Annotated in this window: 26 protein-coding genes, 1 pseudogene and 1 riboswitch; of the genes and pseudogenes, 11 read left to right on the plus strand and 16 right to left on the minus strand. The window is 44.8% G+C overall.

Features of this window, described 5'->3' with window-relative positions; all coding sequences use genetic code 11:
- From G519_RS0102890 to gloA2, 5 genes and pseudogenes are all read left to right on the plus strand, one after another.
- Positions 1-397 (plus strand): annotated as a pseudogene (locus tag G519_RS0102890) (group II intron reverse transcriptase/maturase); the annotation flags it as partial.
- An 824-nt stretch (positions 398-1,221) separates the two neighbouring features.
- Entirely contained in the window at positions 1,222-2,445 is a 1,224-nt protein-coding gene (locus tag G519_RS0102900; RefSeq protein WP_029193398.1) for an MDR family MFS transporter, read from the plus strand.
- A 110-nt stretch (positions 2,446-2,555) separates the two neighbouring features.
- A riboswitch (cyclic di-GMP riboswitch) is annotated at positions 2,556-2,650 on the plus strand.
- A gap of 105 nt (positions 2,651-2,755) precedes the next feature.
- On the plus strand, positions 2,756-3,061 hold the full coding sequence (locus G519_RS41520) for a hypothetical protein (protein ID WP_051253026.1): 306 nt from the start codon (positions 2,756-2,758) through the stop codon (positions 3,059-3,061).
- 136 nt (positions 3,062-3,197) lie between these two features.
- A complete protein-coding gene (locus G519_RS0102915) occupies positions 3,198-4,112 on the plus strand; it encodes an exopolyphosphatase (protein WP_029193399.1) in 915 nt (304 codons plus the stop codon).
- Positions 4,113-4,188: 76 nt separating this feature from the next.
- Entirely contained in the window at positions 4,189-4,584 is a 396-nt protein-coding gene (gene gloA2, locus G519_RS0102920; protein WP_029193400.1) for an SMU1112c/YaeR family gloxylase I-like metalloprotein, read from the plus strand.
- A gap of 193 nt (positions 4,585-4,777) precedes the next feature.
- Here gloA2 and G519_RS0102930 read toward each other — a convergent pair whose 3' ends face one another.
- Positions 4,778-5,929 (minus strand): THUMP domain-containing class I SAM-dependent RNA methyltransferase, encoded by a 1,152-nt coding sequence (locus tag G519_RS0102930; protein ID WP_029193401.1) that lies wholly within the window; start codon positions 5,927-5,929, stop codon positions 4,778-4,780.
- A gap of 135 nt (positions 5,930-6,064) precedes the next feature.
- Here G519_RS0102930 and G519_RS0102935 point away from each other — a divergent pair, with 135 nt between their 5' ends.
- Positions 6,065-6,700: an O-methyltransferase gene (locus G519_RS0102935; RefSeq protein WP_029193402.1), complete on the plus strand. Its 636-nt coding sequence runs from the start codon at positions 6,065-6,067 to the stop codon at positions 6,698-6,700.
- 237 nt (positions 6,701-6,937) lie between these two features.
- Here the strand turns inward: G519_RS0102935 and G519_RS49875 are convergent, their stop codons facing one another.
- Together G519_RS49875 and G519_RS0102945 are read right to left on the minus strand one after the other, a co-directional pair.
- Positions 6,938-7,156, minus strand: coding sequence for a hypothetical protein (locus G519_RS49875; protein WP_127527721.1), 219 nt, complete (start codon positions 7,154-7,156; stop codon positions 6,938-6,940).
- Between the two features lie 92 nt (positions 7,157-7,248).
- Positions 7,249-8,022: a metallophosphoesterase family protein gene (locus G519_RS0102945; RefSeq protein WP_029193403.1), complete on the minus strand. Its 774-nt coding sequence runs from the start codon at positions 8,020-8,022 to the stop codon at positions 7,249-7,251.
- A gap of 154 nt (positions 8,023-8,176) precedes the next feature.
- On the opposite strand from G519_RS0102945, the gene G519_RS0102950 reads away from it, so the two are divergent.
- Both G519_RS0102950 and G519_RS0102955 read left to right on the plus strand, forming a co-directional pair.
- Entirely contained in the window at positions 8,177-9,454 is a 1,278-nt protein-coding gene (locus G519_RS0102950; protein ID WP_029193404.1) for a CapA family protein, read from the plus strand.
- Positions 9,455-9,471: 17 nt separating this feature from the next.
- Complete coding sequence (locus G519_RS0102955; RefSeq protein ID WP_029193405.1) at positions 9,472-10,098, plus strand: fumarylacetoacetate hydrolase family protein; 627 nt, start codon at positions 9,472-9,474, stop codon at positions 10,096-10,098.
- Between the two features lie 66 nt (positions 10,099-10,164).
- Here the strand turns inward: G519_RS0102955 and G519_RS0102960 are convergent, their stop codons facing one another.
- Positions 10,165-11,352: an HD domain-containing phosphohydrolase gene (locus G519_RS0102960; protein ID WP_029193406.1), complete on the minus strand. Its 1,188-nt coding sequence runs from the start codon at positions 11,350-11,352 to the stop codon at positions 10,165-10,167.
- A gap of 205 nt (positions 11,353-11,557) precedes the next feature.
- Here G519_RS0102960 and G519_RS0102965 point away from each other — a divergent pair, with 205 nt between their 5' ends.
- The gene (locus G519_RS0102965) at positions 11,558-12,370 is read left to right on the plus strand and encodes a DUF92 domain-containing protein (protein WP_029193407.1); all 813 of its coding nucleotides are present in this window, start codon (positions 11,558-11,560) and stop codon (positions 12,368-12,370) included.
- Between the two features lie 134 nt (positions 12,371-12,504).
- Here G519_RS0102965 and G519_RS0102970 read toward each other — a convergent pair whose 3' ends face one another.
- The 5 genes from G519_RS0102970 to G519_RS0102990 form a co-directional block, all read right to left on the minus strand.
- Positions 12,505-12,822: a LapA family protein gene (locus tag G519_RS0102970; protein WP_029193408.1), complete on the minus strand. Its 318-nt coding sequence runs from the start codon at positions 12,820-12,822 to the stop codon at positions 12,505-12,507.
- Positions 12,823-12,981: 159 nt separating this feature from the next.
- Positions 12,982-14,772 (minus strand): oligoendopeptidase F, encoded by a 1,791-nt coding sequence (pepF, locus tag G519_RS0102975; RefSeq protein ID WP_029193409.1) that lies wholly within the window; start codon positions 14,770-14,772, stop codon positions 12,982-12,984.
- A gap of 245 nt (positions 14,773-15,017) precedes the next feature.
- The gene (locus tag G519_RS0102980; RefSeq protein WP_029193410.1) at positions 15,018-15,200 is read right to left on the minus strand and encodes a hypothetical protein; all 183 of its coding nucleotides are present in this window, start codon (positions 15,198-15,200) and stop codon (positions 15,018-15,020) included.
- 88 nt (positions 15,201-15,288) lie between these two features.
- Positions 15,289-16,128 carry a TerC family protein gene (locus tag G519_RS0102985; protein WP_029193411.1) on the minus strand — a complete coding sequence of 280 codons (840 nt, stop codon included), beginning with the start codon at positions 16,126-16,128 and terminating at the stop codon, positions 15,289-15,291.
- A 273-nt stretch (positions 16,129-16,401) separates the two neighbouring features.
- On the minus strand, positions 16,402-16,593 hold the full coding sequence (locus G519_RS0102990) for a hypothetical protein (RefSeq protein WP_244279997.1): 192 nt from the start codon (positions 16,591-16,593) through the stop codon (positions 16,402-16,404).
- A 254-nt stretch (positions 16,594-16,847) separates the two neighbouring features.
- Here G519_RS0102990 and G519_RS0102995 point away from each other — a divergent pair, with 254 nt between their 5' ends.
- Together G519_RS0102995 and G519_RS0103000 are read left to right on the plus strand one after the other, a co-directional pair.
- Positions 16,848-17,564: a methyltransferase domain-containing protein gene (locus G519_RS0102995; protein ID WP_036631942.1), complete on the plus strand. Its 717-nt coding sequence runs from the start codon at positions 16,848-16,850 to the stop codon at positions 17,562-17,564.
- 127 nt (positions 17,565-17,691) lie between these two features.
- Entirely contained in the window at positions 17,692-17,889 is a 198-nt protein-coding gene (locus G519_RS0103000; protein ID WP_029193414.1) for a cold shock domain-containing protein, read from the plus strand.
- Positions 17,890-18,066: 177 nt separating this feature from the next.
- Here G519_RS0103000 and G519_RS0103005 read toward each other — a convergent pair whose 3' ends face one another.
- The 7 genes from G519_RS0103005 to G519_RS0103035 all read right to left on the minus strand — a co-directional run bounded on the left by G519_RS0103005 (position 18,067) and on the right by G519_RS0103035 (position 25,026).
- A complete protein-coding gene (locus G519_RS0103005) occupies positions 18,067-19,392 on the minus strand; it encodes a GntP family permease (RefSeq protein WP_029193415.1) in 1,326 nt (441 codons plus the stop codon).
- 80 nt (positions 19,393-19,472) lie between these two features.
- Positions 19,473-20,186, minus strand: coding sequence for a GntR family transcriptional regulator (locus G519_RS0103010; RefSeq protein ID WP_084160003.1), 714 nt, complete (start codon positions 20,184-20,186; stop codon positions 19,473-19,475).
- 11 nt (positions 20,187-20,197) lie between these two features.
- Positions 20,198-21,214, minus strand: coding sequence for a sugar kinase (locus G519_RS0103015; protein WP_029193417.1), 1,017 nt, complete (start codon positions 21,212-21,214; stop codon positions 20,198-20,200).
- Complete coding sequence (dagF, locus tag G519_RS0103020) at positions 21,207-21,962, minus strand: 2-dehydro-3-deoxy-phosphogluconate aldolase (RefSeq protein WP_029193418.1); 756 nt, start codon at positions 21,960-21,962, stop codon at positions 21,207-21,209. Before dagF ends, G519_RS0103015 begins: the two co-directional genes overlap by 8 nt.
- Positions 21,963-21,977: 15 nt before the next feature.
- Positions 21,978-23,072 carry a DgaE family pyridoxal phosphate-dependent ammonia lyase gene (locus G519_RS0103025; RefSeq protein ID WP_029193419.1) on the minus strand — a complete coding sequence of 365 codons (1,095 nt, stop codon included), beginning with the start codon at positions 23,070-23,072 and terminating at the stop codon, positions 21,978-21,980.
- Complete coding sequence (locus G519_RS0103030; protein ID WP_029193420.1) at positions 23,050-24,150, minus strand: amidohydrolase/deacetylase family metallohydrolase; 1,101 nt, start codon at positions 24,148-24,150, stop codon at positions 23,050-23,052. The genes G519_RS0103025 and G519_RS0103030 overlap by 23 nt, the downstream gene beginning before the upstream one ends.
- A gap of 258 nt (positions 24,151-24,408) precedes the next feature.
- On the minus strand, positions 24,409-25,026 hold the full coding sequence (locus G519_RS0103035) for a TetR/AcrR family transcriptional regulator (protein ID WP_036631944.1): 618 nt from the start codon (positions 25,024-25,026) through the stop codon (positions 24,409-24,411).
- Positions 25,027-25,077: the final 51 nt, after the last annotated feature.

Here is a 25,077-nt window from a genome sequence, read left to right on the forward strand (position 1 = left end):
GAAACCTTTCGACTTCCTAGGGTTTACTCATTACTGGGGCAAAGGCAAGAGTGGACGTTCAAGACTCATGAGGAAAACGAGTGGAAAGAAATTTAGGGCGAAGGTGAAGGAATTCAAGACATGGATTCGGAGTAACCGACATACGTCAGAAGTTGAACTGATGAAAACCATACGAAGCAAGTTAGTGGGACACTACAATTACTATGGAGTGTCGGACAACTTCGACGGTGTAAGATCCTACTTAGACGCAATTAAACGACTGGTGTTAAAGTGGAGAAACCGAAGAAGCCAAAAGATAAGCTTCACGGAGGAAAAATTCGCTAAGTTCGTCGACCGTAACCCATTTCCGAAGCCCAAAATAACCGTGAATCTATTTGCAAAGAAAGCAACTCTGTAAGGTAGCATGAAGAGCCGTATGCCTTAATTGGGCACGTACGGATCTGTGAGGGGTAAGGGGCACAATCCGAGATGGAAAGGCCCCGCCTACTCGACTATTTTGCTCGAAAACGCGTATTTCATGGTTACGCGGAACGAGGATCCGCTAATTCACTTCACAGAGGCATAAAAACCTCAAAAACACCAAAATAGCGTCCCCACGTTCCGCATATTGGCTCAATATCGATATATTAACCGAAATAGAGGCTCCTCGTTCCCCACGAGCTTCAGAACAAGCTGATCGCCTTGCGGATCATATTGCTTCTTTTGGCGGCAGAAGGAGGCCGAGGCTTGCCACCTTTCAGTAGTTGATCCCAGCTTGTTCCCACAAATGGTGATATCTCTTACGCCGGACCCCACCATCTTACCCAATAGGACATTCTCGCCTCCCGCAGTCTGTAACTTGATGCAAAAAGTGCAGGTAATTTCTGCTCAAACTACCCCTTCGCTAGGCAGAAGCTGCAAAAACTACATCAAATTCAGACCGATTCAGGCTCAAAAGCCAGATTCAGTCTGAATTTGATGTACAAAATGCATGATTACTCGTCCAAAGTGTCACTTTTAACAAATTTTGATGTACTTTTTGCATCAATGCTTGTCGCGAAGCACCCCCACCCCCACCCCCACCCCCAACCAATCCAGCCACGAACCCGAACGCCCAATCTCCACAGTTTCGAAAATTAGAATAAATTGGAGACACATATCGTCATTTTTCGTGTATAATTGGAATTCGGTGTCGATTTCTTTGACCTACGGTAAATTAAGCTGCGATAGGAGTCCTTTCAAATGAATCGGTTACGTGGTTTTCTAAGTTCTTATCATCCCATTGTACATACGTTAATTCTTGGAACCGTAATGGCTAGGGCTGCATCCTCCATGAGCTTGCCTTTTCTCGCGATTTATTTATCTAGGCATACGTCGATGAGTGCGGTGATGATCGGAATTGTCATCGGTATGGGTTCCTTGGCTGGGACCGTAGGCGGTTTTATCGGGGGCACCTTGTCGGACCGATTCGGAAGGCGCATTATCATGCTGGCTGCTCTTTTTGGCTGGGCGTTCGTGTTCTTAGGCTTTGGCGTGGTTAAATTACCCATCCTGTTTATGCTGCTCAATATGCTGAACGGCTTGTGCCGCTCCTTTTATGAGCCGGTTTCACAGGCGTTGATGGCAGACCTTACAGAACCTGCGAAAAGACTTAAAGTATTTTCGATGCGGTATATGGCTATCAATGTTGGTGTTGCTGTGGGACCACTTTTGGGTGCTTTTTTCGCTACGATGAATGGTGCGCTGCCTTTTCTCATTACTGGAACCATTTATTTTATTTATGCGGTCACACTTTACGCACTGCTCATCGCTTTTGGCATCAAGAAAATCGAGGGTGAGAAGAAATCTTCGGTTACCTTTGGTTCTGCTTTGCGAGTGATTCGAAGTGATATGACTTTTCGCTTGTATATCCTTGGCGGTATTATTGGAGCTATCGGTTACTCACAGGTGATGGTGACACTTTCGCAATATTTGGAGCGCAACTTTGTAGATGGTGTGAAAATGTTTGCGATCTTAATGAGTGTGAATGCCATAGTGGTTATTGCCATGCAGATTCCACTTACTCGTTGGGCCGAAAAGTATACGCCACTTACTGCCATTATTGTTGGCAACCTAATGTTTGCGTTAGGGGATGTTGGCTTTGCCTTTTCCCACTCGTTGGTATGGCTTATTATTTCGATGGGTATTTTCACCCTTGGCGAGATTCTCAATTACCCCGCTGCTAATATGTTGATTGACAAATTAGCTCCCGAGCATATGCGGGGCACGTATTTTGGCGCTCAAACATTAACAAACATAGGCCACTTTATTGGACCTTGGGTAGGTGGGTTCTTGCTCGTTTCTTTTGGTGGAAATACATTGTATGTTCTTATGGCCGTTCTTACGATTGCCGGATCCATTTTCTACTGGAAAGGCAATATCCGTCAAATATCGGTGAAAAATACGTCGAAAAAAGAAAATTTTTGAAAAATATTGCAAAATTAGTTCTTTGGAACTATTCGATTTCAAAACGAGTTCCCGTATCCTTGAGAGAGTACGTATTTATTGCTTTAGCTCATCTGACATGTAGTAAGACATCTCGACAAAGGCAAAGCTGGCGAAAGCCAGTGACGCAAAGCTAAAGGGGCTTCCTTGTCCTGCAAACCGGACTCGCAGCCAGCCAGCCGCCGAACGATTGGGTATCAACATCAGAACCCCTCCGATCGGTTCACTATGGTGGGGTTTTTCTCTCTGTCATAACAAATTTATGTAAAAATAAAAAGGAGGATCCAGTAGCATGCAAACTGAAGGAATACTACAAGATGAACAAAAAGTAACTTCGCTGTGTGGTAATCATGTTGCCCGTTTGGTGCCTTCCTCGGATGGACCAAAGCTCATGATTAATCGGGAAGAATACGCGTTAAATGAAGCTTGTTGGGATGTTGAAATGTTTCACGGGAGAAACAATAGCATCTTGATTTTCTACTGGAAGGGCGAAGTTAAACTTTCTGTAAAAATGCCGCCGATGCCGCAAATTGAAGCATTTTTGACAAGGCTTTATCAATGTTTATCATCCAAATTAAGAACAGTACAGCCTATCTAGGCGTACTGTTTTTTTTGTTTCTAGCTGTAAGGAAAATGTAAAGACAAAATCATTGTCACAAATTGACAAGTGCTGATATAATGAAATTCATAGATTTAAGTAGTGCTTAGGAACTGTTATTAGGGGGATACATAGCATGAGATTAATCACACGTTCGGATTTTGACGGTTTAGTATGCGCGATGCTTTTCAAAAAGTTAAATATGGTGGATGAAATGAAATTCGTCCATCCCAAAGATATGCAGGACGGTTTGATTGAGGTCTCGGAAAACGATATTTTGGCCAATGTCCCTTATGTAGCGGGCTGTGGCTTGTGGTTCGATCATCATTCCAGTGAACTTGAGCGGATGGGTGAGAAGGTTGAATTCAAAGGGGAGACCCGAATCGCGCCAAGTGCGGCACGTGTTGTTTATGATTACTATGGAGGAAGGGAGACCTTCGGCGATATCGATGATATTATGTGCGGGGTGGATAAAGCGGATTCGGCACAATTTAGTAAAGAAGATATTTTGAATCCGAGCGGATGGGACCTATTATCTTTTATCATGGATGCTAGAACGGGCTTAGGGCGCTATCGCGATTATCGGATCAGCAATTATCAATTGATGGAAGAGCTTGTGGAGCACTGTGCAACGATGTCCGTTCGTGAGATCATGGAATTGCCGGATGTGAAAGAGCGTGTGGCGCGTTATTTTGAATTAGATGCCTTATATCGTGATATGCTTCAAACCTATACACGGACGGAAGGCAATGTTATTATTACAGACCTTCGTGATGTGGAAACCATCTATCCAGGGAACCGGTTCATGGTGTATGCGCTGTATCCGGAGCAAAATATCTCAATTTGGGTCGTAGATGGCCGAAATAAACAAAACTGCGTCTTTGCTTGTGGTCACAGCATTGTGAATCGTACGTCGAAAACGAATATTGGTAACTTGATGCTCCAAAATGGCGGAGGCGGTCATCATGCAGCTGGTACTTGCCAAGTTGACTATGTGCACGCTGAGGAAGTTTTGAAGAAAATTGTTGAAACGATGAGAACAGACGGATAAAATGAATGAAACGGACCGCAGGATGGGGAGTTCCCGGAATGCGGTTTTTCACTAAACGGGGACAGGGGGGAATGGAGTGGAGTTAGCACAAATTCATCATGTGGCAATCATTAGCTCAAATTATGAGCGATCGAAACACTTCTATGTCGATTTACTTGGATTAACGGTCATACACGAAACGTATCGTGTAGAACGTGACTCCTATAAATTGGATTTGCGCATCGGGAAGACCGAACAGCAGATCGAGTTGTTTTCATTTCCGAACCCTCCGCTGCGGATTAACCAGCCTGAGGCAAGGGGCCTTAGGCATTTGGCTTTTGTCGTACATAATATGGACCAAAGCGTTAAAGAACTAGAAAGCAAGGGCATTGCGGTAGAACCGGTGCGGATTGATCCCATTACCGGTGACCAATATACTTTTTTTGCAGATCCGGATGGGCTGCCCTTGGAGTTGGTGGAATATGCGAAATGATCACCAAGAAAGAACAGAACAGGAGCCGAAGCTGAGGTTTGCCAAAGGCTGCCTGTGGAGCATTATTGTGTCCATTCCTTTATGGGCGTTATTGATTTGGTTTTTGTTTATCAAATAAAATCCCTCACTAGCTTGGTCTGACCGCTGCATGCATGCAGTTCGGTCGGATGAGCCGTTGAGGGATTTTTATTTATTATTTGTCTGTGTGTCTGCGCGGTGGCAATGGTCCAAGATACTGGAACAGGTTACATTCGATCCGTCCATTAAATAGTTTGCGCTTCTTATCCGCGCGGCGGTTCATATAGTGCTCGAGCTGTGTGCTCGGGCTTAGGATGAACATGCTCCAGGAAGGCATGGGAGCAGTGAGAGCACCGAGCTGGCGCAGCGCCACCTCGACATCTTGCGCTTCACCAAGCCGCTCTCCATAGGGTGGATTGGTGATTAAGCAGCCGTAGTCGCCGCGCGGGCGGGCTTTGGCTACTGGTTCCACGAGCAGCTTGAACTGCTTCGTCAAGCCGGCGGCCTTCGCTGCAGCCTCTGCCACTTCGATGGCAGAGGGATCGATGTCACTGCCGATGATGTTCAGCGGAACATCATCTTTAACAGCGTCGAAGGCTTCGTCGCGAGCCTTGTCCCACAGCTTGCGCGGGATATTGCCCCACGCCTCGCTAGGGAAGCTGCGCCGCAGTCCTGGCGCGATGTTCCATCCGATCATAGCAGCCTCGATCGGGATCGTCCCAGACCCGCAGAACGGGTCGTAGAGCGGTCTGTCAACCTTCCAACGGCTGAGGAGGATCATCGCAGCCGCCATGGTTTCCTTCAGCGGCGCTTCGGTCACGAGCTTACGGTAGCCGCGCTTGTGCAGGCTGGCGCCGGTCGTGTCGATCGTCAGCGTTGCAATATCGTTCAGGAGTGCGACTTCGATGACGTAGCGTGCCCCGTTCTCAGGGAACCACTCTGTTCCGTAACGCAGCTTCAGCTTTTCGACAACGGCTTTCTTCACGATTCCTTGGCAAGCGGGCACGCTAGATAGTTGTGACTTATGGGAACGCCCTTCAACAGGGAATTCGGCATCGTTCGGAATCCAGTCCGGCCAAGCAAGCGCCTTGGTGCCTTCGAAAAGCTCATCGAAAGTAAGAGCCTTAAATTGGCCCATGAGTACCAAGATGCGATCGGCGGTTCTGAGCCAAAGATTGGCGCGGCAGATGGCCAGCTCGTCGCCAAGAAAACGGACACGTCCGTTCTCGACGGTGACCTCGTTGTAGCCAAGATCACGGATTTCGCGAGCAACGATAGCCTCAAGTCCCATTGGGCAAGTTGCGATTAATTCAATTTGTTGTGGCATGTTTTAATTCCTTCCATCCGGGTTGTGCATCGCTCATAAAACTCATACAATTAACAAGTATAGGACAAATAGGTTACACTTACAAACGAAACACGCAAAGTGAATGCTTTGATGCTTTTCTAAGGAGGAAAAAACATGGAAACCATAACAGCCGAGAGCTATATGGAGGGTTTATACGCAGAAGATACAGTTCTAGAGCGAGTGAAGGAAGTCATACGCACCCAGAATATGCCCGAAATATCGATTGCACCTGGATACGGCAGATTGCTTACTATGCTGGTCACGATGATTGGCGCAACGAAGGTGTTGGAAATTGGTGCTTTAGGCGGTTATAGCGGTATTTGTTTGGCGAGAGGCTTGAAAGAGGGCGGCAAACTTATTTCGCTTGAGTTAAAACAAGAATTTGCGGATGTAGCCAAGCAAAATCTGACCGAAGCGGGTCTTGGCGAGCTTGTTGAGTACCGGATTGGCGAAGCCCTCATTCACCTGAATGAGCTTCTTGAGCAGGGAGAACGATTTGATTTCTTTTTTATCGATGCGGATAAGGTGAATTATCCGATTTATTTGGAGCTCGCCATTAAACTGGCGAACCCTGGCGCTATTATTGCAGGAGATAACACGCTGATGCGAGGAAAAGTCGTTGACGCGAACCAAACCAAAGCCGCGGTCCAAGCGATGCGTACCTTCAACCAGCTGGTCGCCACCGATCCGCGTTTGGAAAGCACCATCCTGCCAGCTTATGATGGCTTGGCTTTAGCACGAGTGAAGTAGTACTCTTTTTACAACATCAATTGCGGACGCAAGACATATCGCTTCTAGAACTTCCACTTTATAAGTAATAGGGGCTGTCTCAAAACGATTTTTCTCATCTTCGTCTCTACTCAATAAGGTAGCCGAAGTGAATGAACGAGTCCCAAATAACATGCAAAAACGCCTCCAAAACCACTACTCAAGTGGGGATGGAGGCGTTTTTGATAGGAAAATTCATGACAGCCACTTTTCATTGCTTTAAGATGCTTTTTGGTCGGATATATGGAAGTCAGACTCGCTTAATTTGCCAGGAGTAATTGGTTTTATTTGCGTTAACGGGGGCACTGGTTGGGATGTGGTACTAGGGTGAGAGACTTCTTGCTTCTTGAAAGAAATAGCACTGATGCCGTTCCAATAAATAAATAATAACTCTGCGCACACGACGATCAAAACAATTTTACGCCAGTTCAGGCTCATGGATGGCATCCTCACTTTCAATGATACGCCTATATTATCATATAGTGGAAGAAATTCCCATGATTAATTTTGCCTGTTCTTTTGCCTAATCCTCATTTATGAACCAGACCTGTAGTAATCTCTAGCTCATACCTATGACTTTCCGGCATTTGTGCAGAGTAAGCCAAGCGAACAGCACGTTCAATATCATAAGGAACACGTACGAATTGAATCGCAAACCCTGCTTCCACTTGGACTTCAGCTTCCCCCTCCAAAACACAGTAGCAGGCTTGCGGAATGCCGTCATACGGTGTTCCTACACTTCCAACATTAAAGAGCATCAAACCGCTGCTGGCTTGCTTCACAGAGCGTTTCTCCGATGGATTTTTGATGGTTATAAGATAGGGAATATGAATGTCACCATAGCCGACAATATCAGGCTGCTTGCCATCTTCAGATTGACCTGTCATCTCCGTATTTTGAAACATGGCGAGGCGTTCTTGCTTGGAGGCCTTGCGTTTCACTCTATGATAGACACTCTGCGCAGAAGCGTGGAACAATCGGAACAATTTGCCGCTTACATTCAAATCAACAGAGAAAGGCAGCTGTTTCAAGTAAGCAAGCCTATCCTCACCAAGCTGCTGCTGATGCCACAATCCGGCAGGCTGTTCTTGCGGGAGGGTAATCCCTAAATCCCAGTTTCCTTGAACAACGGATTCACATACCTCCTTAACACGATCAACGACAGCAACGGAATCGGGCCCTTTACCCACAAGGTCGCCCAAACATATAATACGTTTTATTCTTCGGCGTTTAATATCTAAAAGCACAGCTTCCAGTGCAGGTAAATTTCCATGAATATCCGAAATGATTGCGATTTTCTCCAACGTTTTCGTTCCCTTTCTCTGATGAACTCGAATGACCATAGCCATGCTTCAGTTATACCACAAGGCATATGAATGTGAAAATGTGAGTCTCTTACTATTACCCAACCAGGGATTCTTCTGCTATAATTTGTAGGGGGAAAGGGGAATGTTTTGATTGGAATCCAGACAAGATCGTCACCGTAAACCGAAAAAAGAACGCTCTACGAACAAGAAGACCCCGCTCAAAGTAATTGGGGGACTAACACTCGCCGCAGCAGCTTGTTTTGCTATTGGCATAGGCGCTTCCTATTGGACATCGAACAGTAAATCAGCAGAAGAGCAAGATTCAGCATCATCACCAGTGGCTAGTGTTTCGCCTGTTCCAACCAAACCAACGAATACAGCTAGATCAGCTAGTGCGCAGCCTAGCGCAAAGCCTAGCCCAGAGTCTACGGCAAAAGCGGTTATCCCGACTCCTGCACCTACCGCATCGAGTGAGCCCACGAGCAGTGGCGGGCAAGTGAAGTTAACTTTTGTGGGTGATGTGTTGATGGCCTCCAAAGTGGAAGATATTTTAAAACAAAAAGGCTATGATTATCCTTATACGAATGTAAAAGACTTTCTGAGCAAGCCCGATTATACGATTGCTAATTTGGAAACACCCATAACGACTAGAGGTACAGTTCAAAAAAAGGATTATGTCTATCGTTCTTCACCGATGGCGTTGCCTGCTTTGAAAGCTTCCGGAATTGATATCGTTAATCTAGCGAATAACCATGTGATGGATTATGGGACGGAAGGTTTGCTGGACACGATGGATGCCCTTGATCAAGAGGGAGTTAAGCGAGTTGGAGCGGGCAAGGATTTGGAAGAAGCCTATCGACCGGTCATCGTGGAAAAAGATGGCGTGAAAATTGCCTTCTTCGGCTTCAGTCGAGTCGTTCCAGAAGCCTCATGGAAGGCAGGTCCTGGCCATGCCGGCGTAGCTGAAACCTATAGTTACAAGTTGCCAGTGGAAGCCATTCAGAAAGCAAAAGAAAGCGCTGACCTGGTTGTTGTTGTAACTCACTGGGGAGTGGAAAGAAGCGATAATCCGGATAATAATCAGAAAGACCTGGCTCATCGCTACATCGATGCTGGCGCTGATCTAATCGTAGGCGGTCATCCGCATGTCTTACAAGGCTTTGAGCAATACAAAGGCAAATGGATTGCTTATAGTTTAGGCAATTTCATTTTTACAACCAATGATACCCCGAAGACTTGGGAGACCGTTATTTTAGAAGCTGCATGTTCCAAAGATAAACAATGCGATATCCACCTTGTGCCAATTTTGACTAAAGCAGCACTGCCGACTCCGATGAGTACGGAAGATGGTGCAAAGCTCTTTCAGCGTTTGAGTAAAATCTCGATAGGCGCTCAAGTTGATGCGCAAGGAAATGTTAGCAAGAAATAAGATGAGGAGCAATCAACATGACAGAAGCTGTTCGCAATATCTACTGCGTAGGTCGCAACTACCGGGCACATGCCGCAGAATTGGGGAATGATGTTCCGGATCAACCGATGATTTTTACCAAGCCGACACATGCACTTGCCTCAATGAATGGGGAAGAGTTGACGCTTCCAGGTAATCAAGGTGAGATTCACTACGAAACCGAGCTTGTTTTACATATCGCTAAACCTTATACAGAAGGCATCCAAGTGGATGATATTGTCGACAAGTATGCACTCGGCATTGACTTCACGCTTCGAGATGTTCAGAACGTCATTAAGAAGAAGGGTCAACCATGGCTGCCTGCCAAAGGCTTTCTGAAGTCAGCGCCAATCAGTACATTCCGACCATTCCCAGGAGCTTCAAAGCTGGCAGAATCGAACTTCCAGCTTCGCCAGAATGGACAGGTTGTTCAGAACGGCAACATCAGCAATATGATCTTCGATTTACAAACCATCATTGATTACATTGCCAAGCATTATGGTTTAGGTGCTGGCGATATCATCTTTACGGGTACTCCGGAAGGGGTAGGTCCTGTGCATCAGGGTGATCGTTTGGAGCTGTTGTGGGGAGAAGAAGTATTCGGAGCTGTGACGATTAAGATGTAACAAATCAAAGGGCAGTCTCTTAAGGTCATTAATGACCTGAGAGAACTGCCCTTTCTCATTCCTTGATCAAACTTCAGTTGGATCCTCTAAAGCAGCATCCGAATATTGATCACGAACTTGAAGTATGGAAGGCAATTGTTGGAAAAATGCATCAACCACTTTGGGGTCAAAATGCTCGCCTTGCTCCTCTTTAAACAATTGCAAGATCCGATCGAGCTCCCAAGCTTTTTTGTAAACACGCTCACTGCCTAGTGCATCGAATACGTCTGCAATTGCTGTAATTCGGCCATAGATGTGGATCTCCTCGCCCTTGATTCCGCGTGGGTATCCGCGCCCGTTCCATTTCTCATGATGCTCGTAAGCGACAACAGCAGCCGTCTTCAGAATATGGCGATTGGAGTTTTTGAGCAAGTTATAGCCAATACGTGTATGATTCTGCATTAATTTGAATTCTTCATCCGTTAATTTGCCGGGTTTGGTTAAGATACTATCAGGGATTGCCACCTTACCGATATCATGCATGGGCGAAGCCATTTTCAACAATTCAGCTTCTTCTTGGCTCATACCTAATCCTAAAGCTAGCAGATAAGAATATTCTGCTACACGTTTCACATGATTTCCAGTCTCCTTGGACCTGCTCTCACCAATTTCCCCCATTCGGAAAATAATTTCTTTTTGCGTTTCCTCGATCTCATTCGTAAGCAAAGCAGATTCTAATGACTTACCCGCGTAGGAGGAAGCTAGTGTTAAATATTCCATGTCTTTATCTGAAAATTGTTCGCTTGCCGTCAGCTTATTAATAGCTTGGTAAGCACCCATAATTTCACCTTGGCTGTTTCGGAACGGAATAACCATGAGCGCTTTCGTGCGATAACCCGTTTGTTGGTCCGTTCGGAGAGCTCCATTCAGAAGATAGGACTTATACTCTTCATTTGAATATGCGTCATGTATAAATACAGCTTTATCATTCGTTACAGCATAGCCGACAAGTCCAGCCGTACTAGGAATGCGAATTTCGTCGAGACCGTGAGCCACTTTGGACCATAACTCATTTTTGTTCGTATCAAGCAACCAGACCGTACATCGATCAGAGACAATCATTTCTCGTCCCATATCGGCCATCAGCATAAGTACATTGTCGAGGATTCTTTCGTTCGCAATTTTGGCTGCATAGTCAAAGATGACACGCAGCATCTCTTGAGGATCTAGGTCACTTTTTAACTGGGACGTTGTATTGAATTGATCGTTCTCCATGTCAGCCTCCTAACATTCACCGAACTTAGTTTATCATAAATTTCATAAAAATTGGCTACATCCTGTCGAGTTAACCAAAATTTTAGATGACTTTGTCGTTCTTAACGAAAGGAATGTAAATGTATGGCCACGAATACGACTGTGTTACAATAAAAGAGATTTTTGAACGGTTAATAAAGGGGACGGAAGAATAGGAGTGCTGCATGTGGTGTGGATTTGGGGTTTAGCTGGAAGCTTGATAATCGCAGGAGCGGCCTATTGGAAGCGATCCTTATCCTTATCCGGCCTTGCTGCTGCTGTACTGCTCGGTACGTCGATGTTTGCATTGGGAAGCTTAGCTTGGTTTGGGACACTTATCGCCTTCTTCGTATCCTCTACCTTATTGTCTAAACTCAAGCATCAACGAAAATCCGCAGCAGAAAGCGGTTATGCCAAAGGTGGAAGACGCGATGCCGGACAAGTTGCTGCAAATGGCGGTCTCGGTTTATTGCTATGTATAGGGAATGTGGTATGGCCCAATCCAGCTTGGTGGATTGTATTTGTTGGGGTTATGGCAACTGTCAATGCGGACACGTGGGCTACGGAAATAGGCGGAATGAGTAAATCAACACCGCGTTCAATCATTAACGGCAAGCGTGTTCCGGCTGGCACATCGGGTGGTGTAACTGGATTAGGACTGCTGGCTTCATTGCTGGGAGGAGCATTCATTGGTTTGGTTAGTGGATGGTTCGGTCAAATAGGCGAGTTCGGACATGAGGTAGGGACACTTGCAGCACTAATCATACTGGGGGCATTATCAGGCTTGATTGGTTCTTTGGCTGACTCTTGGCTCGGGGCAACGTTTCAAGTGATGTATCGGTGTCATGTTTGCGGGAAAACCATCGAGAAACCATTTCATTGTGATCAGAAAGCCGCGCAGATTCGCGGTATGAGTTGGATGACCAATGATATCGTCAATGCCGTATCCTCGCTAGTCGGAGGCATGATGTGCTTAGCATTAATTAGTTGGCTATTTTAAAATACTACGAAACAATGGGCTGTCCCAATAATGGTAAATACATTAGAGGGGCAGCTTTTTCATGGATACAAGCATTTCAAGGTAGATACCTCTCAAGGTCTATAACCCTTTTGAGACATCCCCTTGTTGTTTGTTTAATGAATCGTCGAACCACTTGGTTCGGTTTGGTCTTTATCATTCGCTGGTTGCGGGGGAGCTGGGGGGAACAAGGCGTCCTGCAGTTGTTTTTCCAACTGACGCACTTTGCGCTGCAGCTTGTACTGACGTACGATCCCGAAGAGGCCAACAATCAGACCGCCTAACAAGGTTGAGGTTAAAATGACAAGGATCAAGGGTGTAGATGTTTGAGCAAACATGAAATTGACTTGAACCGGTTCGACATTAATGACGGCAAAAACAGCCGTTATGAGGGCGAATACTAAAGCAGATATGAGAATCCATTGCATCTTCATCCATCAATCATCCTTTCACCCAAAATAAACGGCAACGCCGTCCTTCATGGACGGATGCGTTTATCTAGAAATATAGCCGACTTTATCATGTGAAACTTATAAATTCTTATATTTTGAGAAAAGGTTGAAGGCGCACGCCCTCAACCTTTATCAGAACAATTACTTCGTTAACTCTTCCATTTGATCAAGCAGGGAGCTGAAGACACTCATCGCTTGCTTGATTGGTTCCGGTGTGGACATGTCGACACCGGCTTTTTTCAAGATGTTCAGCGAGTAGTCGCTGCCGCCGCTTTTTAAGAAGCCTAAGTAACGGTCTACAGCAGGCTGGCCTTCATCTAGAATTTGTTTCGCGAAGCTGGTAGCTGCCGAGAAGCCTGTTGCATATTTGTACACATAGAAGCTGTTATAGAAGTGAGGAATTCGAGCCCATTCCATCTCGATATCCTGATCCACGACCATGGAATTTCCATGATAAAGCTTATTCAAGCCATAGTAGATTTCACTGAATTCCTGTGGTGTCAGAGAATCTCCATTTTCTGATCTCTCATGTGTAATCATTTCGAACTCAGCAAACATCGTTTGACGGAATACCGTTGTTCTGAACTGATCCGCGTAGTAAGTAAGCAAGTAAAGCTTTTCTTTCGGATCAGTTACACGTTTCAATAAGTAATCCATGAGCAGTGCCTCATTAAGCGTTGAAGCGACTTCCGCAAGGAAAATCGTATACTGCGCATAACGGTACTCTTGGTTCTCATCAGACAAATACGAATGAATGGCGTGACCCATTTCGTGTGTCAATGTGAACATGCTGTTTAAGTTGTCCTTATGATTCAGAAGCACGTAAGGATGTGTGCCATAGGCACCCCAGCTATAAGCGCCGTTGCGCTTATTTTTGTTCTCATACACATCGATCCAGTGGTTATCGAAGCCGTCTTGAAGTATTTTCAAGTAATTTTCGCCTAATGGGGCTAAGCTTTTCTTAATTTCTTCTTTGGCTTGCTGGTAGGTGATGTCCATTTTAAACTCTTCAACAAGCGGAGCAAAAAGGTCATACATATGTAGTTCATCGACTTTAAGCAGCTTCTTGCGGAGCTTTAGATAACGCTGCAGCTGCGGCAAAGAATCGTGAATCGTGGAGATTAAGTTCGTATACACTTCTTTCTTAATATTGTCCCCAAACAGGGTGGATTCAAGAACGGAAGGGTATTTACGTGCCTTGGCATAGAAGATATTTTTATTAATATTCGCGCTAAGCGTTGCGCCAATTGTATTCTTATTGTTGCGATAAGTTTCGTAGACAGCATGGAAGGCGTTTTTTCGAACTTCGGCGTCGCGGCTCTCTAGGAATTGAATGTAACTTCCATGAGTCAGTTCGACTTCCTCGCCTTTTTCGTTCTTAATTTTTGGGAATTTCAAATCGGCATTGTTCAGCATACCGAAGATGGTGCTAGGCGCTCCGGCCATGTTGCCCGCTTGAGCAAGCAGGGCTTCCTGATCCTTGGATAGCGTATGCGGCTTCTGGCGAATCATTTCCTCGAGTGTGTCCTTATAGAAAGATAAAGAAGGATCGTTCACCAGCTGCTGAAGCTTTTCATCCGATAAACTGAGAATTTCGGGTGAAATAAAGGAGAGTGCTTCGCCTACTTCGACACTAATTTTTTTTGCTTTATCAGATAAGGCCTGGTAGGTTGGTTCTGCTGTATCTTCATGGTGTTTCATGTTGGCATACACATACAGTCTTTCTGTTTTCACAGAGACTTCATCTTCCAACTGGAAACACTGCTTTACCGTAGCGGAATCGCTGAGTTTTCCTTGGAAGGCACTGATTTTGCCAAGCGAGGTTTTCACATTCTGAAATTCCTGTTCCCAAGCTTTCTGATCGGGAAATAAATCCTCCAGATTCCATCGGTGCTCGGCCGGTACTTGCTTGCGTTCCAATATTTGAGTCATCGGAGCCCTCCTGTCCTTGTTTTGAGATTGGGGTCTGTTATCCTTTGCATGTAATTCGGCTGCTGGGATCGAGCTTAGAAGAAGTCCCATAGCCGCAGTCACATAAATCCAGCGCATTACGGTCACGCTCCCGGCATATTCCCACATGGGACGTGCTTGCTAAAATCCCATAACATGGTTTTCACCTAGTATGACCGTTAACCCATTCATTTATGATTATATGAAAAAGCTGGAAGGAAGTAAATTTACTTTCCGGCTCCAAAGAAGCTAATTAAGATGAGTACAAACGATAACGAGACCATAACAATCGCCAGTAAGGCTAGGTATCGTTTCATTTGTGCCGGAAGGCTGTCTTTTTTCATAATCAAAATGATGGCTAGGCAGAAGGATACGAGTACAAATGTGATGATAGATCCGGAATCGGTCATTGTTAAATCATCCTTATCCCTATAGAGTATGACACTTGCTAACTATCGCATGTTAGTATCTTTCGCTGTTCAAATGAAAACTCCTTTTTCAGCCGGCATGCGGCATCGTTTCATCCGGATTTTCATCATCGTCATCAGTCTTGACGAGTATGAATTTGCCGCGAGAATCCATTTTGACAGTAAACCGATCTTCGGCAGCAATCTGTGCTTCTTCACTTAATTCCTTAGGAAGTGTCAGCTGACCGCTGTCCCCAACTTCGACCTGGTAGCCAATCATTTTCGACCACTTGCCTGCTGCAAGGACAAGAACGATGAGTAAACCAATGAACAACCATTTGCCAAGCGGATTTGAGTTGAAGTAAGGGGCAAGGAAATTCTCGCCAGTAATCATTTTTCCTGCTGTTAATACGAGCACACCTGCACCGATATAAAGGATCGACGGATGCTTCTCAATCCATTTGATGAATAGCGTACTGCCCCAAACAACGATAGGCACACTAACCAGAAGCCCGATAATGACAAGTATGAAGTTGCCGTGAGCAGCGCCCGCTACAGCGATGACATTGTCGAGACCCATCACAGCATCTGCCACTATAATCGTACGAATGGCAGCCCAGATGCCGTCTTTGGCCTTAATGTCTCCGTGATTCTTCTTTTCACTAAGCAGTTTGTACGAAATCCAGAGGAGAAGGATACCGCCTGCCAGTAGAAGACCAGGAATTTTCAGAAGGGTAACTACGGCTACTGTTGCTAGAGCACGAATGACGATGGCGCCTATTGTACCCAAGAGGATGACTTGTTTTTGTGTTTCTTTTTTCAAATTACGAGCAGCCATACCGATAACGATTGCGTTATCTCCCGCAAGTACCAAATCAATGAGAATAATGCTGAGCAGTGAGACGAAGAAACCTGTTGATAACCAATCCATGAGCGAACACTCCCTTTAGCTGATTTTTGAAAAAAATAGAGCCTAGCACCGATGACCGGTGAAGGCTCTAATTCATCAAAAAAGACCTTCACCAATAAACATGGCAAAGGTCTTGCTAACAACGTTGTCGTTGCCAATAAAGCCGGGATCTGATGAGGATCCGAATTGACGACTTTACTGTATCAGCTACTCCCCTTTGGAGTAATACGTATGAACTTATAAATTAATTATAAGAAGGGGGGATGTGAAAGTCAAGGCATTTGGACCAAAGAATTAAACTTCTTTGAAAGCATCCATGATGGCTTGCCATTCTTCCTCTGTGCCTTCGAATTTGTCTTTGGCAAACCGCTCATTAGCCCAGTGTAACATAGCAGGTCGTCCGATGAATGTGTGGCACTCTTCGCCCCATTGATCGGTGATTTCGGTTAACACGATTTTACTGCCTTGTACCTCGACATTCAGCATGTTCCATTTATCTTTTTTGTAAATAACGTGTTTCTTAAAAGGGTGATTTGACACTTGTTTTCCTCGTTTCTGCATTGAGCTCAAAGATATATGCAATCGTACCACAAAAAGTGGTGATTTCCAAACAGGCAGCGGTCAATTTCTTGTTGCCTCCCATCAGGGTCCCATGATAAAATCCTCCTAATCCTTTCCATAGGGAATGGGCTATTAGGCAGTTAGGCAAGACCAATGAGTCGAGCAGAGGAGAGATGAGCATGGAACAAAAGCGTGTTTATGAACAGGTTGGGGTTGCGATGACCTCAAGATCGTACGCCGAATATGAGAAAATGTTTATGTTGCAGACAGAAAATTTAATAGGTAAACGAGTCTTAGACGTTGCCGGCGGTGCCTCTTCGTTTACGGCAGAAACGCGCCAGCTAGGTGTATTCTCAGAAGCGGCTGATCCTTTGTATGAGAAATCAGTCGAGGCGATTGCTAAGCATGGATTGCAAGAGATCGAGCTAGTTGCAGCCAAGATGGAAAAGTTAGTAGATGTGTATGATTGGACGTATTATGGTTCAGTTGCCAAACATAAAGCTGGTCGCGTCAAAGGCCTCAAGCAGTTTGTAAATGATTTCTCTAGTAAAGATGCTGCTTCCAGGTATCACGCTGCTTGTCTTCCATCACTTCCTTTTGAAGAAGCGAGCTTTGACCTTGTTTTATGCAGTCATTTTCTCTTTCTATATGAAGAACAATTCGACTATGCTTTTCATCAAGCGGCTGTTCGAGAACTGCTTCGTGTCTGTAAGCCAGGTGGCGGAGTGCGCATTTATCCCCTATTGAACTTTCAGCAAGCCGAATACAGCAAGCTGCCAGAATTAATAGATGAGCTCACAAATGAAGGATATTTGGTCCATAAAAGGGAAGCAGAACTGCCTTTTTTACCAAATTCTCATCAATATTTATGCATAATTAAACAGCCCTCTGCATAGTGGAAAACGTTGGTACATCAACAAATATTAGCTTATCCACCGTGTTTTTTTCGTTGATTTATCCCCTTGATAATGGTATAATTTCCTTATTCGTCATAGATGGCGATATTTTTAGGAGGTTGTTCATTTGAAGGGTACAGTTAAATGGTTTAATGCAGAAAAAGGCTACGGTTTCATTTCTGTTGATGGAGGCGACGATGTATTCGTTCACTTCTCCGCAATTCAGGGCGAAGGATTCAAAACATTAGAAGAAGGCCAATCCGTTGATTTTGATATTACTCAAGGCAACCGTGGTCCTCAAGCAGCTAACGTCACCAAATTATAAGAAACTGGGAGTTCCCACTTATAAATAGAGTGTCATAGCACAAACAACAAAAGGCAGTGCCCGTATCCACTCGGCACTGTCTTTTTTGCATTTTGACCACTTTACGATTGAAAATAACCTGTACACTTCCCAAGAGAAGATGTACAGGTTTATTTATTTTTAACGAACAGCTCAATGTTATACGAACATATCGACGATTAGCACGGTTCCAAAGGCAATAAACGAAAGCAGTGTCTCGAGTACCGTCCACGTTTTAAACGTTTCTTTGACCGTTAACCCTAGATATTCTTTGACCATCCAGAAGCCGGCGTCATTGACGTGGGAGAGCATGAGCGATCCTGCGCCTGTCGCGATAACGAGAAGCTCCAGATTCACGCCGGACATATGCTCGACAATCGGCGAAACAATACCAGCCGCTGTCGTCAATGCGACTGTTGCCGAACCTGTCGCGACGCGGATTAATCCAGCAACCATGAAAGCTAGAACAATAGGAGAAAGGGAGATATTCTCGGCCATCTGAGCAATGGATGTACCGACGCCGCTCGCGATAAGGATCTGTTTAAACCCGCCGCCAGCACCGATAATCAAGATAATCGAACCTACAGGCAATAGGCATTCATGGGATAGCTTGCTGATATAATTTTTGTTCATTCCTTGGCGGATGCCTAAGAAGTAGAAGGCTGCAAAACAAGAGATTAGAAGCGCAATCACCGAATTCCCAATAAAGACTAGGAATTTCATAACCCCGACTGGCAGTGATAAATAGGGTGCAACAACCGACAAAACCATCAGTAAAACAGGCAATAAGATAATGAAAAATGAGATACTGGCTCCAGGCAATTTTTCAGGCTCTGTGCTTGCGCTTAGCAGCTCTGGCTCATTCTCGGGAACCACACGTTTATGCACCCATTTAGCAAACAAAGGACCTGCAATAATCGCTGCTGGGATCGCAATGATTAGAGAGTAGATAAGAACTTTTCCGATATCAGCTTTGTAGATGCCGATGGCCGTCATAGCACCAGGATGCGGCGGCACAAGACCATGGACAATGGATAATCCGGCAATGACAGGGAGGCCGATTAACAAAATATTTTGTTTCGTTGATTTGTGAATGGAAATGACCAAAGGCAGCAGCATGACAATTCCGACGTCAAAAAATACAGGGATTCCAATAATAAAACCGGAGAGCAGCATGGCCCAAGGCAATCTTTTTTCACCAAAAACCCGAATGAAAAAATTGGCTACTTGTGTGCCAGCGCCTGAATCTGACATCATTTTTCCTAAAATCGTACCTAGCGCCAATATGCCAACTAAATGGCCTAAAACGTTTCCAACTCCTGTTTCATAAGCACCCACGATTTTATCCATGGATAACCCGGCCATAATCGCTAAGAATAAACTGGCAACGGTTAAGCTAATAAACGCATGCCATTTCCACCAAGCTACTCCTAAAATAACAATCACAATCGCTAACAATGTAACCATTAATAGATACAAATTCATCTATAATCCCTCTTCTCCATGGTGTAGTAAGCGTTATCAATCTGTAGACGAGAAAAGGAACTGCGTTTTCTCCATATTTCTTAACTGTCGTAATTGACTACATAGTTGTGCATGACCGTGCTGTAATAACCTTTACTGTATTCGATCAGATCGCCTCGTTCATCATACGAATAACGCAATCTTTTCAATAGAGGGGTTCCTTCTTTGACATGCAAGATTTCTTCCACATAAGAAGGAGCAGTGGCAGCAGCAAACTCATCTCGATATTTTTCTAAGGCAATTCCGTGCTCCTCAAGCAATTCATACAAGGATTGATCAGTCAAATCGGATAATTCGATATCTGACATTTGCATGGATAGATAGTGGGAGTAGTGAATATAGGGTGTGTCATTCAAGTGATAAAGACGCTCGATGAATAAGCAGCGCTCCCCAAATAATTGATAAGGTTCTGTGCCAACTTCATTCGTTACAACTTCGGCTCGCAACAACTGCTTGTGAATTTGATGGCCTTCTTCAACTAGAACTTCTGTGAAACGCTTCCATTTGGAAAGCTTGGATGTAGAAGCATTTCGAATAACCTTGGTCCCTTTACCGCTGCTCTTTTCCAAATATCCTTCTTGTGCAAGCTCCTTGATGGCATTTCGAATAGTGATCTTACTGACATCGAATTCCTGCTCTAGCTGTGGCTCTGACGGTATATTCGTTCCTAAAGGATACACACCGTGTAAGATGCGATCCTTCAAGATATTCATGATTTGTAAATATAAGGGTCTTTTATTGCGGGATAAATTCACCAATCCAATCACTACCTTTCTACATCGCCTACGGCTTCCGTCATCGCACGAAGAATATCGCTTTCTGATGACATTGGAGTATCGCCTACAATCGTATGCGCAAGCATGCCGGCGGCAGCTGCAAATCCGACTGTTTTCTCCGGTGAAAATCCTTGGATTTCTCCGTGTACGATACCGCTCGTGAAGGCATCTCCTGCACCAATTCTATCATAGATAGAAAACGTGAGCCGTTTAGAAAAGGTGAAGCTTTGGTCCTTAAAGATAAATCCCCGTAAGGAATGTGTATTATCGCCGTTGATGTTACGGTGTGTACCTGCGATGACCGAAATCTGATATTGCCCCGCAACCGCTGGAATCAGCTCCATCAGTTGTTCTTGACTTTCTATCTGATCGGTAGGCATGCCAAGGGTAAACATCGCATCTTTTTCGTTCATCATGACAATGTCAGCCAGCTGCAGCATTTCCTCATAATGCGGTTTCGCCTTCGAGTAGCCGCCTTCACCCCAATGGCCGGGGCGATAGTTACAATCGAAAACGACGGTGCCGCCATGTGCTTTGACCGCTCTCGCCAAATCTTTCATGTGCCGACGCACGTTATCATTCATGGCCAAGGTAATGCCGCAGAAATGGACGATATCAATATTTTTAGCAATTTCAGTAAAATTATAAGTACTTTCAGGTGCTGTGTTGAAGCTGCTCTCCTGACGGTTGGAATACGTCACGCGGCTGGGCCGCGCACCGAATCCATTTTCTAAAAAATACATGCCCAAGTAGTTACCGCCTCGAACAATGAACGATTGCATGATACCTAATTTTCGCAAATACGATTCCGCTGCATCGCCTACTGCATTAGTCGGCAATCGAGATATCAGATACCCCGTGTACCCTAAGCGCGCCAGTGCTGAGCTTACATTCACGCCTGTACCGGAGAAAGAGTAATTCAAACTGCTGGCTTGGGATAAGAGTTCATATCCCGGCACCTGCAAGCGCATCATGACCTCTCCAAAAGCAGCAATTCTTTTAGCCATGTTGATCAACCAGTTTCTTCATGATCTCCAGTAAGTTGCGTACATCTTGGGTTTTCGTCTTCCCAGTAGCTTTGTCGATGATCGATGAATACACGTGAGGGATAACTTGTGGAACCTTAGCTTCCAGCGCGATACTTAGAATCGTTTCGAAATTATCCATGTCGATGCCGCCAGTCGGTTCCAACGCAAAACCTTCTTCTCCGCATGCTTGCGCGACAGCGCGCAATTCGTCTTCACAGCTTAAGCCATTCATCGGGAAATATTTCAAGGCATTGCCGCCCATGTCGCGTACAAGCGCGATAGCTGTTTTCACAGGTACAATCGCATGCTCGGATTGCGCAGCACTCACTGGACCTGTTGAGATATTGACATAGCCAACGCGTCCGGTAGGGGACACCAGGCTGTTAATCCAGCTATCTTGATCGCCTAGATTGGCACGTGTTGCACCAACGGCAGGGAATACCTGGTTAATGTGGCTGCCAGGATAATGCTTCGCAATAGCTGCGACAACGGCAGCTTGACGATTATCGCCAGCGCCAAGTCCGATTGAGACAGCTTCGTCAATGGCTTTTCCGTATTCTTTCATCGCTTCTACAGTTAATTCAACCGTCGGGTAGTCTTTGGAAAGTACGCCGACAAGTACGTAACCTTCTGCTGCTTCAAATATCTCTTTCGCATTTTCTACACTATTAGCCAATACATTCAATGCCGCGCGGCCTTTATAGAAACGTTTTGCAATGTTGGACATGTTAATTGCCTCCTACTATATAAGTTTACGTATTTGTGCAACAATAACCTCAATATCATCGCCTTGAAGCGGACGTGGATCGATATCGAAATATCCCTGTCTTACGCCATAATCGCGCGTGTAGATAGCAATCTCACCGCTCTGCAGCGCTGATACAACTTCCTTGGCCGTAGTGCCTGCTAGCTCGGGATCAATTTGAATGCGTGCGCGGAAAATCGCACGACCGGCTTCATCCTGTACAATGGTTACTTTTAATCCTTTGATTTCACTGAGAGGCATTAATACTTGCAAAGCTGCTTTTTCTTGCTCGCTTTTGTCATCTTTGACGCCGTACTCATCAAGGGCTTGAAGTAAGCCGAAAGTGGTTTCTTTACCAACCTTCATACTTCTTCCAATCCCATGCAGCTGTACTTTGACCCAATCGATATAGCAACGCTTCCCGCCAATAATCCCTGAAGTTGGACCTTCAATGGCTTTTGAACCACTGTAGATGGCAAGATCTGAGTATTTTACGTACTTTTGAATATCTTCTTCTGCAGCTGCATCAACGATAAGCGGAACACCACCCCGCTGTGCAATCTCCCAGGCTTCTTCAACAGAAATCATATTTTTTTGGACGGCATGATGGGATTTCACATAAAGAATAGCAGCTGTATGGTCAGTAATCGCATCTTCGATATGCTCAGCTTTGCCCTCATTGGCGTAGCCAACTTCAACGAGCTTACCGCCTCCCAAGTAGATCATTGTTTCAACAGGTGCTCCGTATTGGACATTGTGACCTTTGAGCATGATGATTTCGCTTTTAGCAATAGGCTCTTGATGTAGACGTTCACTCATGCGGCGATTCCCTTTAGTCACAACAGCCGCGACAGAGAGTGCGATTCCGCTTGAGGCTGAATTGACGACAATCGCGGCTTCGGAACCAAGGATTTTGGCGATATAGTCGCCAGCTTTATCAACGAGATCCGCAATCTCAACGTAATTTTGCCCGCCATGCTTCATGGCTTCCATGACCGTATCTGTCGGAGCAGATACACCTAGAATGCTCATTCGTCCACTTGCATTGATGACACGCTTTAGACCATATTTAGCATTTAATAAGAGAGCCATTCACAACCACTCCTTTGGCTTGTATGATTTGATCTGCTATACGCTTGTCACCTTCAGAATCAACAAGAGTAGTCGGTTCATTTTCAACCGTAAACAGAGTTAGATTGGCAACGTCACCAATTTGAATTCGACCAAGTTCTGGCTTTTCAAGCCAATTTGCGGCATGTGTGGTGACAGCTGCGATGACCTCTTCAAGCGGGTAGCCTAAGTAAAGAAATTTCGTAAGTACATGGGACATGCTATAAACCGGACCGTTCAAACGGTTCCCGCGGTAGATGTCTGTACTGATGGTATCTAATCCGATATGATGTTGTTTCGCTGCTTCCGCAACTTGAAAAGAAAAGCTTGCAGTACCATGACCAACATCTAGATGCACGCCTCTTTGAATTGCTTCCGTAAATGCCTGTAACGGTTTACCATCCTTATCAAAAAGATTATTAGCTTTCCCATTCAGATAATGGGTAATGATATCTTTTTTCTCTAAAAGTGAAAGGATGTCTTCGATACTCGGCGGTCCAGAACCAATGTGAACCATTAAGGGGAGAGAGGTTTCATGAGAAAGTGCACGCGCAGCGATTAATGGTTCAATGCCGCAGTCACGAACAACACTTTTGCTTATTCTTGCCTTTAAACCAACTATGAAATCTTTATATTGATTTGCAGCTTGTACAGCCTTTTCCTTATCGATCCATGCCATGTTGGACAATTCATCGACTCTTTTCAAACCAATTCGTGAAATGTTCAAAAAGGCAAACAAGTTCGTTTGGGCTCGTTCCCTACTTGCCGCTAAGTCTGCAATTCGGTCCGCACCGCAGCTTCCAGCGTCTACAATCGTGGTTACACCTTGTTTGATTCCGATTTCATCGATTTCATCGCCGTAGGGATCGAAATCAGGAAAGGCATGGGTGTGCAGATCAATCCATCCACTCGAGACGTAAGCACCAGAATAATCAAAAATCTGGTTCCCTTGTCCACTCCCGGATCTGGTCAAATCAGCGATCATTCCGTCTTCAACGACGATATCGAGATTTTCACCATTCAAGTGCTTTACATTGTGCAATACGAATCTCTTTTGCATGCTTGTCACCTTTTTCTGGAACTCAAATTATTAACGCTTACATTTAAGATTGCCTAGATATCTCCTCACATACATAAATAAAGAATATAACGTTATAATGTTACAATAGCACAGAAAATTATCGAAGTAAATATAACGTTATAATGTTTAAAAAAATTAAATTTTTCCAAGAAATTAGCAATGGAATTTGATGATGAGAACATATAAGTAAAAGCCTATACAAGTCCTATGGGGGGGAATTGTATAGGCTTTAAATTATCACTGAGGGAATAAACCATGCCATAAGATGTCGATGATTTGTTTAGCTGCTTCACTTTCATGCGGGAACATTTTATTACCATCCCCATCACGAGCGTGTCCCATCATGAGTAGGGAGGTATAAGCGCGAGCGATAACACGCGCATTGATCGGTCCAATCTCACCGGAATCGGCCGATTTGCGGAACTCCCCCTCAAGAGCGTCAAGAATGCCTTGCTCCGATTTTCGCATAGCTTTCATTTGTTCATCGGAGAGTGTAGCCTCCATTTTACGCATGAAAGAATGTAGGTCGAAATCAATTGCCTTCAGGTGCGCTTCTGTGATGTCCAATAGCCTGTCACGAAGGGAAGTCGGCTGACTTAAACGCATTAAAGTAACACGTTTTACATTATCCATCAGTTGAATCATGGAGGCTGTCAGCAGGTCTGATTTGGAGGGATAATAATAATACAACGATGCTTTGGTAACCTGACATTCTTTGGCGATATCATCCATCGAAACAGACTCGTAGCCCTTGGATAGAAATAAAGGAATAGCTGTCTTTAGAATCTTCTGAGTAAGTGGGGGTTCCCCTTGTGAAGAGCGGGGTCTACCAAGTGGTTTGTTTTTTTTGTCCATACGTATCACTCCTGAAAAAAGAAAAATTAAAAAACTGCTTGATTAATTAAC

The sequence above is a fragment of the Paenibacillus alginolyticus DSM 5050 = NBRC 15375 genome (genome assembly GCF_000422905.1).
Taxonomy (GTDB): domain Bacteria; phylum Bacillota; class Bacilli; order Paenibacillales; family NBRC-103111; genus Paenibacillus_E; species Paenibacillus_E alginolyticus.